Genomic DNA, 17812 nt, shown 5'->3' with positions numbered 1-17812 from the left:
ACTTTGAGGAGGAAACAATGAGTACTGGAAAAATGACGAAGACGAACGAGACGAAGACGAACGAAGAGATGGTCGCGCGTGGCCTGGCCGATGTGGTCGCCGTGGCGACTCGATTGAGCAAGGTCGACGGTCGAGCAGGCGAGTTGATCATCGGAGGCTACCCGGTCGAGCGCCTCGCCGGCGAGCGCGGCTTCGAAGCGGTCGCCGGGCTGCTGTGGGGGACGGACTTGTCGTCCCAGGAGGTTCAGGAGGAGTTGGGGCGGTTGCGCGTCGAGCTATTCGACCGGCTCGAAGGCTCGCCGGCGGTCAGACTATCTGAGCCGATGGATGCCCTGCGGGCCGGCCTCGCCGGGCTGGAGGCGAGCGGTGAGCTTGTCGAGGATGCACTGACCGTCACGGCGGCGGTGCCGGTGATCAACGCGTTGTGGTGGAGGCAGCAGACCGGAGAGGCTCCATTTGCGCCGAGCGCCTCACGTGGTCATGTCGCCGATGCCATTGCCATGGTCGTCGGAGAGGAGGTCGACCCGTCGGTGGCCCGCGCGTTCGAGAAGTATCTGGTGACGGTGTCCGACCACGGGATGAACGCCTCGACGTTCACCGCGCGGGTCATCGCCTCGACGCGATCAGACCTCGTCTCGGCGGTGGTGGGCGCGGTCGGCGCCCTCAAAGGCCCCCTGCACGGCGGGGCGCCTGGGCCGGTGCTCGACATGCTCGACGAGATCGGCTCGCCCGAGCGCGCCGAAGAGTGGATCCGCGCCGAGCTCGCGGCGGGCCGGCGGATCATGGGCATGGGCCATCGCGTCTACCGCGTCCGCGATCCCCGCGCGGCGGTCTTCGAGGGGGCACTGAGCGAACTGTCGGTCACCGGCGAGACAGCAGCGCGCTTGGAGGTGGCCCGCGCGGTCGAGCGGACCGCCGAGCGCGTGCTCGCCGAGCGCTACCCGGAGCGCAACCTCAAGGCCAACGTCGAATTCTACACGGCCGTGTTGCTCGAGGCGGTGGGGCTGCCGCGCGAACTCTTTACGCCCGCGTTCGCCGCCGGTCGCATACTCGGCTGGTCGGCGCACGTCATGGAGCAGGCCGCCGAGGACCGTCTGATTAGGCCTCGGTCTGCATATGTGGGCGAGATCTATGGCTAAAGTGTCGCCGCGAACATGGTGTCAGACACCGTGTTCGCGGCGTGCCGAAATGGTGTCAGACACCATGTTGGACCGTGACCATGAACCTGCCGTACACCATGCCTGTCGAAGAGGCCACCGAGTGCATCCGTGCGTTCGAGCCGGACGTGGTTTATCCGTTCCACTATCGTGGCCAAGATCCGAGCAAGCTCGAGCAGTTGCTCGGCGACGAATCGTCGGTCGAGGTGCGGCTGCTCGAGTGGCACCCTGCTGCCGAATAGACAAACAACTTGTCCGGTCGGTCGCGGCCACAAGAAGCTGCGGCGCCCGTCGCAACAATGCTGCGACGGGCGCCGCCCCCGGTCATGCACCCCGCGTGAGCATTTCTGACCTTAGTGTGCGCTGTAAGTGGCGCGATCTCAGTTGGTGAGGCGCTCGATCTCGCGAAGCACCGTCACGCGATTCTTGTTCGCCTCTTCGTAGCGCCGAACTTTGAAGAGTTCATAGGCCGACAGCCCACCGAGAGCCTCGTTGACCTCTTTGACATTCAGGTCGTCGTAGTTTTCGATTGGCGGCAGCGTAATTGCGGTCTTGGCCTTTTCGGCCGCTTTGGCGCTCTCGCGCAACTGCTCGGCACCCTCACGGGCCACGGCGACCTTGTCGAGCCAATTGGCAGCGGTCGACAAAGTAGTGGCGCCAGCGTCGTACAAACGCTCCAGCGAAACGTCGAGCAGCCGTCCGGCGACCATCGAAGAGCGCTGCTCGAACTGCTTGCGCAGCCGGGTGCTCTGGTCGCTGACCTCTTCGCCTTTGGCCTGCAGGGTTTCCTGCAATTCGGCCAGACCTTTCTTCGAGAATTCGAACTTCGACAGACGTAACTGCGTCATCTCGTACTCCTTGTCAGGAACAACTCTAGGGCGCTGCTGCGCCGCTATGTGTGCCGCAATTCGTGCAGCAACACGAAAAGCTTAGCTTATGACGCGGTGCGTCACAAGTGGTCTGACGCACCGCGTCATAAGCGTGTACACCGGTCGACCGACGGCAAGTATTTTCTTGGTAGATAGCGTGAAAAAAGCTCAGGCAGGCGCCAGCGAGGCAGCGCGTTGGCGGGCTTGGTGGGCGCGTTCGAGGATATGCGTCTGCTCCCAAAGGTCGGCCGCCAAGGTCAGCGCCTGAGCCGCGTGCGCTCCATGATGATGTCTGACGGCCTCCTGGGCGACGCGCTCGAGCATCAGGGGCAGGTCGATGTCGACAAAGCCGGACTCTTCGAGCGTGGCGGTCAACATCGCGAAGCGCGTCTCCCACGGGTTTATGTCGCCCTGGTAGGTCGCAATCGCGAGCCGGAGCAGATGGAGCATCGTCCAGCCTCGGTCCATCGATGGGGCGAGGTCTTCGGCGCGCCTCGTCCACTCGATGGCGTGGGCGACATCCCCTTCGTAAAAGTAGATCATCGCGACATTGAGCGAGGGGATCATCAGCGAGCCACCTCGGGCCTCCATGAATCGGTAGACGCGCAGCGCACGCTCCTTGGCGCGGGCGTAGTGACCTGTGTGTCGGTCCAGATCGGAGAGTCCGGCCACCACGCTCATCTCGTTGCGAGGCTGACCGGCGGCTTCGAAGAGTTCACGGGCAACTTCGAGATGCTCGCGCGCCTCGTCCAGGCGCATCGTCTGTTGCAGGCAGTACCCAATGCCCCACCGGCACCACGCTTGGAGCTGCACGAGTCCGAGTTCGTCGGCCAGTTGCAGCGCCGCCCGGTAGTACTCGACGGCCTCTTCGTGTTCGCCGACATAGGAGCCATTGTCACCGAGGCGAAGCAGAGCGCGGACCTCGCCTTCGCGGTCGCCGATGTCTTTGTAGATATCGAGGGCGCGACGTGCGTACAACGCCGCGCCGCGCAGACGGCCGGCGACTTGCTCGATTTTGCAGCGAAGCGCGAGGGCGTCGGCGGCAATCCGCTTCCAACCTTGTTGGATGGCCAGAGCGTACACTCGCTCCGAGAGCGCCACCGCTTGCTCGATGCGTCGGGTGGCCGAGAGGAGCTTCCCGCGTACCAACTCTCCTTCGAGGCGCGCGGCGAGCGCCGCATCACCGACGTCGTCGCACGCGCTGAATAGGAGGTCGACCAGCTCCTCAGCGGCCACGAAGTCATCGCGGGAGAGCAAGAACTTGGCTCCGGCGCTCAAGAAAGAGATGGCGCGTTCGGTGTCGCCGCCCCGAAGCAGCAGGCGGCCGATGCGTGGAGCCAGGTCGGGGCGGTTGGCCTGGTCGGCGAGGGTTTCGAGTGCCGCGGCAGTTTGGCGATTGAGCTTCGCCCAGCCGTCGGCAGCGCGGGCTTGGCGGAGCAGGCTTTCGCGGAGCATGCCGTGGACGAAGCGCCAGCCCGAGTCGAGGCGTTCGGCGAGCTTGAGCTCGACGAGGCGCTCGAAGAGGGTCGCGCGAGCAGGCACGCCGGCGCGCCAGCAGGCTTTCCCCCATTCTTGGGCGTCGACGTCGCGGCCGAGCAGGGCGGCCAGCCACAGCGCGGTGGTGTCGTCGGAGGGGCGACCTGCGAGCACGCGCTCGATACGCTCGACCCACACGGTGTGCAAATCGTCGGGAAGCTCGGCGTGCACTCCCTCGCGAAGTCGAAACCCGCGCTGGTCGGCGACGAGCCAGCCGCGCTCGACCCAATCCCCGACCAGTTGCACCGCGAAGAGCGGGTTGCCGGCCACGCGGCGTGCCACGCGTTGGGCGAGGGCTTCGTCGAGCTGGAGCAACTCGTCGATCAGCGCGCGGTTCTCCGAGGAGCTCAGCGCCTCGAGTTCGATAAGCTGCGCGTGCGAAGCCTCGAGTTGCGCCGCGAGTCGGTCGGCCATGACGTCGCGCTCGGCGAGGGCCTCGGATTGAACCGTCGCGCAGAAGAGAACGGGCATCTGGGTGTCTGCGTGGGCGCCAATGTGTTCGAGTAGGCGCATGGAGGACTCCGCCCACTGCAGATCATCGAGCCAGACAACCAGCGGGCGAGGGCTGGCGAGGCGTCGCAACACCTCGAAGACTGCTTGAATCTGGTCGGCCAGGTTGACCGTCTCGGCATCTGCACCGCACACCAGGCCGGTCAAGTCGTCGACGAGCCAGCGGTAATGCTCGTCGTCGGCCACGTCCAAGAGCTTGGTGAGTCGAGAACGGGTCTCTTCGTCCGAAAGACCGCTCGAATTCGCCCAGCGCGTCACCATTCCACGCAGGCCGTCATTGGGGCTCCATTCTGGGCTGTGGGTAGCGCGCAGGGTGTTCGCGGCGCCCACCTCATCGGCGCGCTCGCAGAGCCATTGGGCCAAGCACGACTTGCCGCAGCCGCTGGGGCCGTCGAGGACTACGAGGCGCGGGCGTCGCTCTTTCGCTACGCTGCGCAACGCCTCCCAGAGTTGGTCGCGTTGCGGTTCACGGCCGACCACCGGGATGGCGCGAAGCCCGTACAGGCGTGGGCTGACGCCGACGAGAGAATGGGGCTGCGGGGTCGAACTGGGCCGCCAATTGAGGGGGACGCAGTCGGGCTCGTAGGGGTGGCTCGACCCCGGTGGCACCTGGTTGGCCCGGTGGGCGTGGCGGTCGGCGTCGGCTAATAGCTCCTGAAGCTCCGGGTTCGAGATGCGCGTGGGCCCCGAGCCTGTCATCGGCGGTGGGGTCGGCAGTGTGGGGATACCGGGGGCGACTACGGTGGGCGCTGCCTGCGTGGCGATGGTCTTGAGGGTGTCGCTCGAGCCCCCGCTCAATTCGGCCAGCGCGCGTGCAGCATCGGCGGCCTTTTCAAATCGAGCCGAGGGGTCCTTTTGCAGGAGCCTTCCGATCCAGTCGTCGAGCCCCGTGGGAACCTCGAACCGGGGATCGAGGGGCGCGGGGGGGTCGTTCAGGTGCATGAAGGCGACCTTCAGCGGCGTGGATGCGTCGAAGGGGAGGTGGCCGCAGACGAGTTGGTAGGCCATGCAGCCTAGCGCATACAGGTCGGTGGCCGGACCGAAGTCGCGCCAGGTGCCCGAGAACTGCTCGGGGGCCATGTAGACGGGCGTGCCGACCAGGGCGTCGGGCTGGTCGACGTCGATGGCATCGATCGATTGGGCAATGCCGAAGTCGGTCAGCTTCCAGTGACGTTCGCCGCCGTGGCGCGCCGCGAGGACGTTGTCGGGTTTGATGTCGCGGTGGAGCAGGCCGCGGGCATGGGAGTGGGCGAGCGCGTCGAGCACCGACAACAAGATCTGGCGCACATCGCTCCAAGCGTAGCCCCGCTGCATGATGTCGGCGAGCGAGCCATCCGGGGCCAATTCGATGGCGACGTAGGGACTTCCTTGGACAAGCGCGCCGTCGCAAGCGCCGGCGGAGTGCGCGTCGATGCGCCCGTAGTCGAAGACGCGAACGATGGAGGGGTGGTCGAGGCGGGCCATCGCGCGGACCTCGCGGTGGAAGCTCTCGCGAAAGGCCTCGTCGCGGGCGTATTCAGCGGTCACAACCTTGAGCGCGGCCGGTGTGCCGCTGGACCGGTGCACCGCGCGCCACACTTCCCCCATGCCGCCGCGACCGATTCGCTCATAGAGGTTGAACGGACCGATGGAAAACACGATGTCAGGGGGAGAAGCAGACATGACTCCGTTAATGTCCGAAATCGCCCACGCATTGTCAATTTTGAACCTGCCCGCAATTCCGGCAAACGCACCGGCACACGCACCGGTATCAGGCACCGTGTTCGAAACAGAAAATCCACCCCGAACTCGCCCCACCCTCGAGACGGTGTCAGACACCGTGTGGGTGAGGTTTCATGCGCCTGGGAGCACGATCTTGTGCGCGATCGCCTCTCGGGTCTTCCCAAGAAATTTCGCCCAATCACGCAACGAATCGCCCCCTTTTGCCGAAAACCGTAATGAGGGCTGTAGATGAACCTTCATCCACTCACGGAGCACGGCACATGGGACACCCGCTGCGTAACCAAGAAAAAGACGCCATTTACGAACTCGGCAACCGCACGCTGCACCAGATCTATGCGCTTTTGCCCGAAGAGCAGGTCAACGCCATCATCCTGGGGCTGCTGTCCAAATACGCCTGGATGTACGGGGTCGAAATCTTCGCCTTTTGCTTCATGTCCAACCACTTCCACATCCTGGCGCGCTGTCGCTCGCTGCAGATGCATCTGTTCATGCGCGACTTCCAGAGCCAGCTGGCCAGAAAGATCAACAAGTTACGCAACCGCACCGGCACCTTCTGGGAGCGTCGCTACACCGCAACCAAGGTCCTGACCGACGAGGCGATGCTCCAGCGTCTACGCTACATCGTGTGCAACCCAAGTGAATCGAACCTCGTGCACCACCCGAAGCAGTGGCCGGGGCTGTGCTCGTGGGATATCCACAAGTCTGGCGAGCCAATGGTCGGCGAGGTGGTCAACCGCAAGACGTACTGGGCGGAGAAGCGCAAACGGAAGAACAAAGACAAGACCGAAGCCGAGCTCATCGAGATGGCCACCGAGCGGTACGCCCTCGAAATGGCCAAGCTGCCGCAGTGGCAGAACCTCGACGACGACGCCTACCACCAAAAGATCGTCGACGAGTGTCACACACACGCTGGCGAACTCGCCAAACTGCGCACCGTGCCGTGCCCTGGGCCAAAGAAGGTGCTCAGCGTGAAGTGGAGCGATTCTCCCAGGAAGTCGAAAAAGGCGCCGCGCCCGCTGTGCCACGGCGGCGATTTCAAGCAGCGCCAGGAGTACCGCGAAGACCGACGCCTTCTCGTCGACCGATACCGGACGGCGGTCGGAAAGTGGCGCGAGGGCAAGTCGGAGGTCGAATTTCCCGACGGCACCATTCCGCCGGGCCGCCAGTTCTGCGTGGGCGGCAGCTGCGATATCCGCCGCGAGCCACCGTCTCACCTCAACTGAGGCCCCCCAATTCGCTGTCCAAGCCATTGCCCCCCGACTACTCGAGCTTTCCGCGCTGCGAGTCTGCCGAAGTGCGTCTTCGGCCTCACTGTCGCTGCTCTTCTACCTGGAAATGGGCCGTTGTTGTGCGGAAATGTGCGTGGGTGTATCGCGCGGCGACCGAAAGTGACCCCATTACGATAGAGGAATCGCGCTGAATCTTCCTTAGGACGCCCTGTGATGCCCATAAATGCTGGGTGACATGGTGTCTGACACCTGCGGCCGGTGGTGGACTCGTCGCCAATCGGGTTTATCTGGTAGAGTGGTGAACTGACGCGCCAATCACCAACCGAGGCAACCATGGATGCCATACTCATCGCTTTGTCGATGCCGGTCTTTTTCGTGCTCATCGGCATCGACCTTGTGGCGACTCGCCTTCAAGGGAAGGACAGCTATCGCTTCCACGACGCCATCACCGACTTGAGCTGCGGGGTGGGCAGCCTCGTGACCGGTGCGGCTGCCAAGTTGTTGGGGCTGGGGGCGTATGCGCTCGTCTGGGAGTACGGGCGCTTCTGGGAGGTGAGCACTTCGTCGGTGCTCGGCTGGGTCGGCGTCATCGTGGGGGTCGACTTTTGCTACTACTGGTTTCACCGCGCCGGGCACCGCATGAACCTCATCTGGGCGGGCCACGCCGTCCACCATCAGAGCGAGGACTACAATCTGGCCGTCGCGCTTCGCCAAAGCTGGTACATCCCGCTGGTCTCCTGGGTGTTCTACATCCCGCTGGCGTTGCTCGGCTTTCCTCCGGTGATGTATCTGACCTCGACGACAGCCAACACGCTGTATCAATTCTGGATTCACACCGAGTCGGTCGGCCGCCTCGGCCCGCTCGAGTGGGTGCTCAACACGCCCTCACACCACCGCGCCCACCACGGGGTCAACCCGCAGTACATCGACAAGAACTACGCAGGCATCTTCATCATCTGGGACCGGCTCTTCGGCACCTTCGAGCCCGAGGAGGACGCGGTCGTCTACGGCACCGTCAAGCCGGTGGCCAGCTGGAACCCGTTGTGGGTCAACGTGGTCAAATGGGTCGAGATGTTCCACCTGGTGCGCGGTGCGCGCCGTCTTCGCGACAAGCTCAAGCTCGTCTTCGGCCCGCCCGAGTGGCGCCCCGAGGACCTCGGCGGCTCGGTCGAGGTGCCCGATGTAAAGGCAGGCGCTCGGCCCAAGTACGAGACAACGCTGCCGCGAATCATCGATTGGTATGTGGGGGCGAATTTCGTGCTCATCGCCGCCGGAACCTCCGCCTTTCTGATGTTCGAAGGGCAGTTGGCCTGGCCGAAGACCGCCGCGCTGGGCGTCTTGTTGCTGGTGGCCGTGACGAGCGTCGGCGGGTTGCTCGAACTCAAGCGGTGGGCCTTCGCGCTCGAGGCCACCCGCCTCGTGCTGGGCGTGCCCATCATCGCTTGGCTGACCTGGTCGACACCGTGGACGATGCCTGCCTCCGCAGCCGCGGCGGGGCTCTTCGGCGTCATGCTCGTATGGCTCAACCGACTTCCGCGTGCCCACCCCGAGGCGAGAGCGACCGGCGCTCTCAACTCATGAATGACTCGCCGCTGCCTGCCAAACACTGCATCAACTCGTCGCGCGAGCTGATATCGAGTTTGCGGTAAATCGTGGCGAGCTGGTTTGCCACAGTGTGGGTAGTTGTGCTTCGTGTCCGGGCGATGTCACCGTTGGTTAGCCCTTTGTAGACCAATTGAGCGACCTCGCGCTCGGCGTCGGTCAGCGACTCGGGGATCTTCAAAGGTGCTTTGGCGAGGGCCAATACGCCAACATCTTCGACACGAGTCGCCGCGCCGGCCTGGGACATATCTGCGACGAGACGACACAGTGCGCTGCGGTCCTCGAGGTTGAGTTTGCGAAGCGCCGAGCGCAGCTGCGAGCGCACCGTCGATGCCGTCAGGCCCAGTTCGTAGGCGACTAGTTTGACGTGATGGCCGCGACCGACCAGAAAAGCGACCTGGCGTTCGCGCTCGCTCAACGCGGCGCGGCTTCGCACCTGCAGCGGGTTCTCCTTGAGCACCGTGAACGCACGTCCATCGGTGTCGACTACGTCGAGCAGCGACCAGCGCCCATCGACCAACCCCTGCCACAGATCCATTGCTTCTAACGGGTTCTTCTCGGCAAGCTCTTCGGCGTGCCGCCTGGCTTCGATGAGCTCCAACAGCCGGCGGCGACGTGCTTTGGTCCTCATCTCGCTGGAGTTGACGTCGAGCCTTCCCGACGTCGGGTCGTACACGGCCCCGGCGCCGTCGAGATCCGGCTTGGCCAGACGCATCCGAAGCCTGGCACCGGCGGCGATATGGGCGCGTACGCGGTCCCAAAGTGCACGCCGCGGCGCGACAATCCCGCCCACCTCGGTGCGCAACACCGTAAACATCCAGCCGCGTCCATCCGATTCGTCGACCCGCAGCATTTCGAAGTCGACCACCTCACGATCGTGAGCGATACGCTGCATGTCGCGGTCGTCAGTCAGGTCGCTCAGAGTTGGGTGTTCCTGCGCAATTTCCGACAAGGAACGGAAGCTATACGGAGCGCCGTAGGCGAGCGAGGCACGGGTGGTATCGAGGTTCGCGATGAGCTCGCGCAGCATCTCTTCATCACCGGGCTTGCCTCCGGCCACATACAACTCGCCGACACGCACTCCGCCGTCGGCAGAACGGCGCCAGCGATACCCCAGAAGACCTCGCCCACGGCTCAACATGGGCCCCATCAACTCCGTCAGCCGCTCCAGCCACTCCCCGTCGTTCCCGTCGAGCATGTACGCCGTGTGAGCCGCGGTGACTGCGTTGCTCATCTTCGAATTTCCTCTACCTGCTATAACTTTGACTTCGCATTAACATTATTTTGATAATGTTCCGCGAAGTTAACAGGGGAGGGCGGGAGACTCAAGCATCACCAACACCGGAGATGAGGGCCTACGCCGGCTCGTGCGCCGGGCCGCCGGCGAGGTGTTGAACAAGGTCGTCTCGCGAGGCGACCCCGAGTTTGGCGTAGATGGAGGCGAGTTGGTTGGCCACGGTGCGCGTAGCCGTGCCGCGGTGCTCGGCGATCTCGCGGTTGGAGAGCCCCTCGTACAGGAGGCGGGCCACCTCGCGCTCGGCGTCGGTGAGTGACTCGGGGATATGCACCGGCGCCTCGGCGAGGGCGAGCACGCCGAGCCCGTCGAGCGAGGTCACCGTGTCCGGCGCCGTGATGTTGGCGACCAGTCGGCAGAGGGAACTGCGGTCGTCGAGGTTGAGTTTGCGCAGCGCCGAGCGAAGCTGCGATCGAATGGTCGACGCCGACAGCCCCAGCTCGTAGGCGACCAATTTGACGTGGTGGCCGCGGCCGACGAGCCAGGCGACCTGGCGCTCCCGCTCGGTCAGCGAGACGCTGCTGCGTACCCTCAACGGATTTTCGCGCAGCACCGTGTAGGTGCGCCCGTCCGAGTCGACGACGTCGAGCAGCGACCATTGGCCATCGACGAGACCTCCCCACAGATCCAGCGCCTCGAGGGGCGAGTTGCCTGCAATGTCTTCAGCGTGCTGACGCGCCTCGATGAGCTCCATGAGCCGATGCCGGCGGTCTTTTCGCTGCAGGCTCGGCTCGTTGATATTCAACGTCTTCGCCGCGCCGTCGTATACCGCCGCCGCCCCGTCGAGATCGGGCTTCGACAGCTTCATCCGAAGCCGTGCGCCCGCTGCGATGTGCGCGCCGACCCGCTCCCAAACATCACGGCGGCGCGCGGGAATCGTGCAGAAGTCCTTGCGCAGCACCGAAAACATCCAGCCCTGTCCATCGGCGTCGTCGACGCGCAGCATCTCGAAGTCGAGCAACTCGCGCGCATGGGCGATCTGCTGCATGTCTCGGTCTTCGCCGAGTTCGACGAGAGTTGGGTGCTCCGTGGCGATTTCGGAGAGCGACCGAAACGTGTAAGGCGCTCGATAAGCCAGCGAGGCGCGCGTGCGGTCGAGATTGGCGTGCAGGCTGTGCAGCATCTCGTGGTCCCCGGGGCGCCCGCCGACCAGCGCGAAATTGTCTGCGCGTACTCCGCCCGAAGGCATGTTCCTCCAGCGAAATCCCACAAAGCCACGGCCCCGGTCCAATAGGGGGGCCATGACGCCAGTCAGATTCTCGAGCCATTCCTCCTCGTTGCCCTCGAGGATATAAGCTGCGTGTGCTGCGCGTACGACGTTGCTCATGGTTTTTGTCAGCTCTCGGACGGAACAGTGCTATCACTATTTACACTACCTTCATTTAACGGGGGAGCGTCGGCAGAGCCCAGTTCCATCCGTTGAAGTTAGACGGATTAACTAGATAGACATTTTGACCAAATAGACGCCTTAACCAGATGGACGCATTGACCATTCCGATTCGACGCGATGCCGTGGTCTAGTCCGTGCCGTCGCGAGAGCGGGCGGCATCGTTCGTCCTCCTCGCCAAGGAAGATTCGAGAACGTCAATGCCGGGCGACGGTGACTGCCGGTTCGGCGACCGCAAACTTCAGAGGTAGGAATGATGAACGTGCGTAAACAAGCTGGTCTGGTTTTGTTGGTGGCCACAGTCGCCTTGTCGACGGCGGGTTGCTCGTCGGTGCTCAAGCAGATGACTTCCGGTGGCGCTTCGGGGAGCGCCGAGAGCGCGTCCGGTGGTGAGACCTCATCCGATGGCGAGAGCGCGTCCGATGGCGAGAGCGCGTCCGAGGGCGAGGCGGCCGAAGCCTCTAATGTCCCCGACCCGGAGCCCAACCCCGAGCTTCCCAACAAGATGCTGTCGTGCATCCCAGACCTGAAGCCCCAGGATGTCCAGTACGGCAAGGTCGCCAAGTACAAGTTCACCCAGGGCATGAAGACCGACGATCGCACCGGCTTCCTCGAGCGCGAGCCGGTCGAGATGACCAATGGCTGCTATCTGGGCGCCATGGAGCCCGAGCAATGCGTGGCGCTGACCGTCGACACGGCCAAATACAAGGAGCTCGGCAACTCCAACAAATGGGAAGTCCAGTGCGTCTACGCCGACGACCCGAGCGCGGGCATGATCAAGAACCCGAATATGTACCCGTACAGCATGGACCGCATGAAGCCATACTACTTCATGCTCATGTGCAACCACGACCAGGGCGAGGGCTACGAGTGCGCCGAGGGGAGCAATTCGATGCGCGGCGGCAAGTGGCGCGACAAGCTGGAGGCCGAGGGCAAGACCCAGCTTGGCTTCTGCGTCAACCGCAAGCTGTACCAGGAGACGGACTACGAGGATAAGGACTTCCCCAAGGGCCGCTACCTGTATTGCCAGTACTTCAACTCGACCAGCGGCAAGGCCCTGTTCGGCTGGCAGCAGCGTCTGGAGACGAGCAACCTGTAAACTGCGAGTTCAAGTTGGCCAGCCCTGCTCGAACGTCTCGTGCTCACACTCCTCGCGAGGCAGTTCTTAGCTCGGCCACGCCCAAAGCCCTCACTGGTTGATGCCGGTGAGGGCTTTTTGCGAGGTGTGTAAGTGTTGGCAATTCCATTGTTTTGTCTCGGTAGACGAAATGACTATTCCGATGCGTGCCCCCGATGTGGTCACATCATTTTCAATACGAATCATGTTGTGGGACTCGTTTACATTCGGAGAATGAAATGAAGTTTAGGAGTGCAATCCGTCCGATCACCCTCGTCGCTGCGTTGACCCTGGCGGCCGCCCCGGTCGTCGGCTGTGGAGGTGACGACGACGACAAGAAGCAAACCAACAACACGCTCGCCGACACCGGCGGCTCGGACGCCGGCGCCGAAGATACCGGTTCGAACGATACGGGGGCCGAAGATACGGGCAGCGAAGATGCCGCAGCCGACGACGCGGGCACCGAGGACACCGGGGCAGTCGATACGGGCGGCGAAGACACCGGTCCAGAAGACACCGGTCCGGCCCTGTGCGCCGAAAACGAGCGCGTGGAAGCCGGCGCCTGCGTGGCGTGCGACAGCGGCACGGTCAACGCAGCGGGCGACGACCCGACTGGCCCCGACACCGAGTGCTTCACCGACGATGATTGCTACGCCGTGCTGGGCGTCGATTGTGAGGCTTATCAAGAAGCCTATATCAAGGCCGACTCCCCCTACGCCCAAGACTTCTTCGGCAACGCCGTCGACCTGAGCGCCGACGGCAAGACGCTGGTCGTCGGGGCGTTCTGGGACGAGCCCGCCACGGAGATCCCGAATTTCCGCTCGGGCATGGCCTACGTCTTCGAGCGCGACGGCACCACGTGGACGCAGCAGGCGGCGCTCGTCGCCGACAATTACGACGAAGGACACAAGTTCGGCACCTCGGTGGCCATCTCGGGCGCCACGATCGTAGTGGGCGCGACCGGCGTGGCCAGCTCCACCGGGGCGGCGTACGTCTTCGACCGCGACGCCCAGGGCGACTGGATCCAAACCACCATGTTGCAGGCCTCCAACGCCGGCACCGAAGACGAGTTCGGCAACGCCGTGGACATCGACGGCGACACGATCGTGGTGGGCGCGTTCAAAGAGGACAGCAAGACACGCACCATTGATGGCGACGGGACCAACGACGAAGCTCCCGACTCCGGGGCGGCCTACGTCTTCGAGCGCGACGCGCAGGGCGCGTGGGCCCAGAGCACCTATTTGAAGGCCGCGAACGCGGGCCACGAGGACTGGTACGGCGCCTCCGTGGCCATCGACGGCGACACCATCGCCGTCGGTGTGCGCCAGGACGACAGCGACTCGACCGGGGTCGACGCTGACGCCTCCAACAACAACCTCGAGGACGCCGGCTCGGTCTTCGTCTACACCCGCGACGGGCAGAGCTGGGCGCAGCAGGCCTATATCAAGGCGTCGAACGCCGGACGCAACGATTCGTTCGGCTACAAGCTCGCCTTGGCCGGCGACACCCTTGCGGTGAGCGCCCCTGGCGAGAAGAGCGGTGACAGCGGTGTTGGCGCGGATCAGAACCTGGACGATTTGCGCACCGGCGCGGTCTACGTCTTCACCCGCGCCGGCACGAGTTGGAGCCAGCAGGTCTACATCAAGGCGCCCAACAACGTGTCCTCCTACAACCCCGTCTTCGGCCAGTCGATCGACCTGAGCGCCAGCGGCGATACCCTCGCCGTGGGCGCGGTGCTCGAGGGGAGCGACGCCGCCGGGCTCAATGGCAATATGACCAACTTCCAGCAGAGCCACACCGACTCGGGCGCGGCTTACACGTTCACCCGCAACGCCGGCACCTGGACGCACGACCTGTATATCAAAGCGCCCAACTCCTACGGGCTGCAGCGCTTTGGTCAGTCGTTGGCGATCAGCGCCGACGCGGACCGTTTGGTCGTGGGCGCACACCACGAGAGTGGCGGCTCGGGCGGAATCAACGGCGATATGACCGACACCAGCGCCGGTAAGGCGGGGGCGGTGTATATGCAGCGGATTGCGCGTTGATAGGGCTTGTTCGATTCGGAGTCCCTTGCTTTTTGCGGGGTCCCCTCCGTCGGCGAAGCGTAGCTGAGCCGACGGAGGGGCCCTGCCAGAAAGCAAGGGATTTCAACTTAGAAACACACAAGAGAAACACACCCATGAAAACCAAACTCACCACCATCCTCGCCATCGGCCTGCTCACCACAGGCTGCCCATTCGAAAACGATGAAGACCCCAAGACCGACGCTGGCCAACTGGTCGACGCCGGCGAACAGGACGTCGGCGATCGAGACGCCGGCACGGACACAGGCGACCGGGACACCGGCGGCGAAGTCGCCGCCAATTGCGTCGTCGACTCCGTCTCGCCGCGCACCTTCCCGACCGACGTCGATCCCAGCTCGCTCACCATGCAGCTGCGCTGCGACGACACACCCGCCGTCGACCAATTCGGCGACCGCGTCGCCATGCGCCGTGGGCGCACCCACGCCGGCACGCCGGAGCTCGCCGTCGACGGCCTCAATTGCACGACCGACGGGGAAGGGGAGTTGTGTGAGCTGACCCTGAGCGGGCTGACCAAGCCCGACGGTACCTACGACGAGCAGGTCGGCCCGGAGGACCTGATCCTCGAGGACAACACCGGCCAGCAGCTCGAGGCGCGTATCCACTGGCACCTGCCGGTCTCGCAACTCACCGACATGCAGGAAGCGCGCGATACAGTCGCGCTCCCCGCCGGATACACCGCGCGCGGCATGGGCTACGCGGTCAAGCAATCGGCCAACGGGCGTTTCGTCGCCGGTGTGATGGCGAGCGAGGATGGCACCGCGGTCGAGATGTTCACGGTATCACCCGATGGGTCAGTGTCGGTCGACCAGACCTTCAACGTCAGCCCTGACGCTGTGGCGATGAGCGGCATCGAAATCGCGAGACTCGGCACCGGCTTCGGCGCGATGTGGTGGGCTTACGACGACGATGAGGGCATTTTCTTGGGTGGCCAGACCGTCTACACCGAAACCATCGTGGTCTCGGAGACCGTCACGCTCGACAGCAGCACGTACGAAGGCCCGTGGCTGACCGAGATGCTCGGCGTGCAGGTCGGCACGGCCGAAGTGGGCGGTCAAATCAGAATGTCGGCCCGCGCCCTGGCGAAGACCAATCGCAACACCATCGCCGTCGTCCGCCTCGCCGACGCCGCCGGCGCCGAGCGAGTCTCGCTGGAAACCGAACTCGACGTGCTCGGCGGCACGCCCGCCACCGACGTCAAAGCCGGCCTCGCCGGGTTGCTCGTCAACGATGGCCCAGTGGGTGACCTCGACGCCAACCGCGGCAGAGCATGGACCGTCGACCAGCGGGGCAATTTTTCGTTGATTCCGCTCTCCGGGACGGCGGAGACCTTGACCGCCACCCTGACCAGCGTGCAGTGGCCCTTTACGTTGGAGCACGCCGCCCAGGTCTCCGGCCGGGTGGTCGTCCAGACGAACTCCGAGGCAGACGGCGACGCGCTGCATCTGCTCGCCGTCGACAGTGAAGGCAACCTGACCGGCGCAGTCACCCAACTGGCCATGCCCGACGGCGTCGAGCTAGTACCCGGAGCCGGCTCCACCTTGCATAGTAGCGAGGGACGCTACGTGCACCTCGGACGCCGCAAGGGGTCGGGGCCGAATCGGACCAAATACCGCCGCGAGAAGAGAAGCATCGACACGTCGGGCGACCCGTGCGAGGTCGAGTGGATAGGGATTACGGTCGAAGCTGACGCCGCCGCGCCGGTCACGCGGGTGCGACCGCTCGTCGCCGAAGATACCTCCCAGGCAGTGGGCGCCGGCATGGGTGATAGAGTGCTCACCAGCGTCTTCTCCGACGGAACCTTGCAGATTCAAAAGCTCGAAGCGCTCACCGGTGAGTGCTCCGACGCCACTGCCTGCGCTCTCCCGATGAGTCGTCCCACCCGCAATGGCTGGGGCGTGAACCTCGTCCCCGGCGAGACCGGCGCGACCTGGGCGGTCGACAAATACGGCGACATCCTCATCGACGGGGTGCCCCTCGTCTTCGACCTAACCCAACCGCCCATCATCGTCGACGCGCCGGGCGCCACGGCTCAGGACGACGCCGCGATGATCCTCGCCGGCATCGACCACGACTCGGCGACCCACGCGGTGTGGAAGGTCAGCGCTCGAGGTGCCATCTCCGAGCCCGGCCTGCTGAACCTCGACACCGGCGACCCCAACACCGGCGTGGTGCTCACCTCGGCCGAGGGCGAGGACAAGGGTGACGACGATGAAGCCCAAGACATGACGCTGACCATCGCCACGGTGATCATCGACTTCGGCGCCGAGGGCGACTCCGGCTCCGGAAACAAACAGGGCGCCGGCACGTTCACGGTCACCGCGAGCCAACTCGCCGCGGCCATCGGCGCCGAGCCGGTGAGCTTTGCGACGGAAGGTCCCGAGTTCGACATCTCTCCGACCGCCTCCCAGACTGTGATCCTGCCTCCGGCTCGAACCGTGGTCCCGGACTTCTCCGACCAAGGTGATAGCGACAGCGCCAACGCCCTCGCTGATTTGACCGCCGAGCAGGCCGCTCAGCCGCTGGTCCTCGTCCACACCGACGGCGGCTTGCAAGTGCGCACCGGCGACGGCGACCCGCCGCTGGACGTGCTCATCGACGCGGAGCCGGTCTCGCACGAAAACCCGATCTTCGTCGCGGGCGGGAGCGTCCCGGAGACGAACGTGCTCGGCGACTCGTCCCGCCAGGACGGCCCCCATTTCACCACGTTCAACGGCATCAAATACGACCATTACGCCATGGGAACCCACTCGCGCTCGTCGTCTGACGAGAGCGGAAGCACATCGGGCTTCGGCGTCAGTGTGGTGCAGGCCGCGTTCCCGGCCGAAATCGCTGGCGACGAGGTACTGATCTTGGACAGCGGCGACTTCAACGGCGACGGCCTCGAAGACCTCGTGGTCACTTCTAAGGGCTCCAGCGGCTCGACGGTCGTGTTCGGCGACGGCATGGGCGGCTTCTTGCCCACGGTGATGCCCGTCTCCGGCGGGCCGACGATCGTGTGGCCTTCGGGTGCGAATGCGTCGGTCAGCGGCAACGGCAAGGGGACGCGCAAGGCGGCGCATATCCATCAGCAGCAGCATATCGAGTTGCTGTGAGGTCGAGAAGTGCAGTCCCTTGCCGGCTCAGAGGGCCCCTTCGCCTCGCAGAAGGCGCTCGGCACTTCCCCATGCGCTGGAAGGCGCGCTGGGGAAGGGGACTGCAGGAAAGACATGTGATCCAGAGATGCAATCCCCCTCCCCCGCGCGCTTTGCAGCGCGAGGGGAGGTGTCGGCCGTAGCGAAGCGAAGGCCGACGGAGGGGCCCTGCCA

11 protein-coding genes are annotated in these 17812 nt (G+C 64.5%); 7 read left to right on the top strand and 4 right to left on the bottom strand.

Annotated features, from left to right (window positions below; all coding sequences use genetic code 11):
* Positions 1-17: 17 nt before the first annotated feature.
* Positions 18-1139: a citrate synthase gene (locus FIV42_RS01330; protein ID WP_222615353.1), complete on the top strand. Its 1122-nt coding sequence runs from the start codon at positions 18-20 to the stop codon at positions 1137-1139.
* Positions 1140-1219: 80 nt separating this feature from the next.
* Positions 1220-1399 carry an MBL fold metallo-hydrolase gene (locus FIV42_RS01325; RefSeq protein ID WP_141195922.1) on the top strand — a complete coding sequence of 60 codons (180 nt, stop codon included), beginning with the start codon at positions 1220-1222 and terminating at the stop codon, positions 1397-1399.
* A 138-nt stretch (positions 1400-1537) separates the two neighbouring features.
* Here the strand turns inward: FIV42_RS01325 and FIV42_RS01320 are convergent, their stop codons facing one another.
* Together FIV42_RS01320 and FIV42_RS01315 are read right to left on the bottom strand one after the other, a co-directional pair.
* Entirely contained in the window at positions 1538-2005 is a 468-nt protein-coding gene (locus FIV42_RS01320; protein WP_141195921.1) for a hypothetical protein, read from the bottom strand.
* A gap of 189 nt (positions 2006-2194) precedes the next feature.
* A complete protein-coding gene (locus FIV42_RS01315; RefSeq protein WP_141195920.1) occupies positions 2195-5734 on the bottom strand; it encodes a serine/threonine-protein kinase in 3540 nt (1179 codons plus the stop codon).
* Between the two features lie 320 nt (positions 5735-6054).
* Here FIV42_RS01315 and FIV42_RS01310 point away from each other — a divergent pair, with 320 nt between their 5' ends.
* Positions 6055-7017, top strand: coding sequence for a transposase (locus FIV42_RS01310; protein ID WP_168210315.1), 963 nt, complete (start codon positions 6055-6057; stop codon positions 7015-7017).
* 339 nt (positions 7018-7356) lie between these two features.
* Positions 7357-8604, top strand: coding sequence for a sterol desaturase family protein (locus FIV42_RS01305; RefSeq protein ID WP_141195918.1), 1248 nt, complete (start codon positions 7357-7359; stop codon positions 8602-8604).
* Here the strand turns inward: FIV42_RS01305 and FIV42_RS01300 are convergent.
* Together FIV42_RS01300 and FIV42_RS30630 are read right to left on the bottom strand one after the other, a co-directional pair.
* Positions 8594-9859: a helix-turn-helix transcriptional regulator gene (locus FIV42_RS01300; RefSeq protein ID WP_141195917.1), complete on the bottom strand. Its 1266-nt coding sequence runs from the start codon at positions 9857-9859 to the stop codon at positions 8594-8596. The two genes, FIV42_RS01305 and FIV42_RS01300, sit on opposite strands and share 11 nt — an antisense overlap.
* Before the next feature lie 121 nt (positions 9860-9980).
* Entirely contained in the window at positions 9981-11246 is a 1266-nt protein-coding gene (locus FIV42_RS30630; protein WP_141195916.1) for a helix-turn-helix transcriptional regulator, read from the bottom strand.
* A gap of 313 nt (positions 11247-11559) precedes the next feature.
* Between FIV42_RS30630 and FIV42_RS01290 the strand changes: the two genes are divergently transcribed.
* From FIV42_RS01290 to FIV42_RS01280, 3 genes are all read left to right on the top strand, one after another.
* Positions 11560-12405: a hypothetical protein gene (locus FIV42_RS01290; protein ID WP_141195915.1), complete on the top strand. Its 846-nt coding sequence runs from the start codon at positions 11560-11562 to the stop codon at positions 12403-12405.
* A gap of 257 nt (positions 12406-12662) precedes the next feature.
* Positions 12663-14468 carry an integrin gene (locus FIV42_RS01285; RefSeq protein ID WP_141195914.1) on the top strand — a complete coding sequence of 602 codons (1806 nt, stop codon included), beginning with the start codon at positions 12663-12665 and terminating at the stop codon, positions 14466-14468.
* Between the two features lie 134 nt (positions 14469-14602).
* Positions 14603-17599 carry a hypothetical protein gene (locus FIV42_RS01280; protein WP_141195913.1) on the top strand — a complete coding sequence of 999 codons (2997 nt, stop codon included), beginning with the start codon at positions 14603-14605 and terminating at the stop codon, positions 17597-17599.
* Positions 17600-17812 lie beyond the last annotated feature (213 nt).

Origin of the sequence: Persicimonas caeni (genome assembly GCF_006517175.1) — a bacterium.
Taxonomy (GTDB): domain Bacteria; phylum Myxococcota_A; class Bradymonadia; order Bradymonadales; family Bradymonadaceae; genus Persicimonas; species Persicimonas caeni.
Note: the sequence above shows the minus strand (reverse complement) of the source record. Positions and strands in the feature narration are given on the sequence as shown.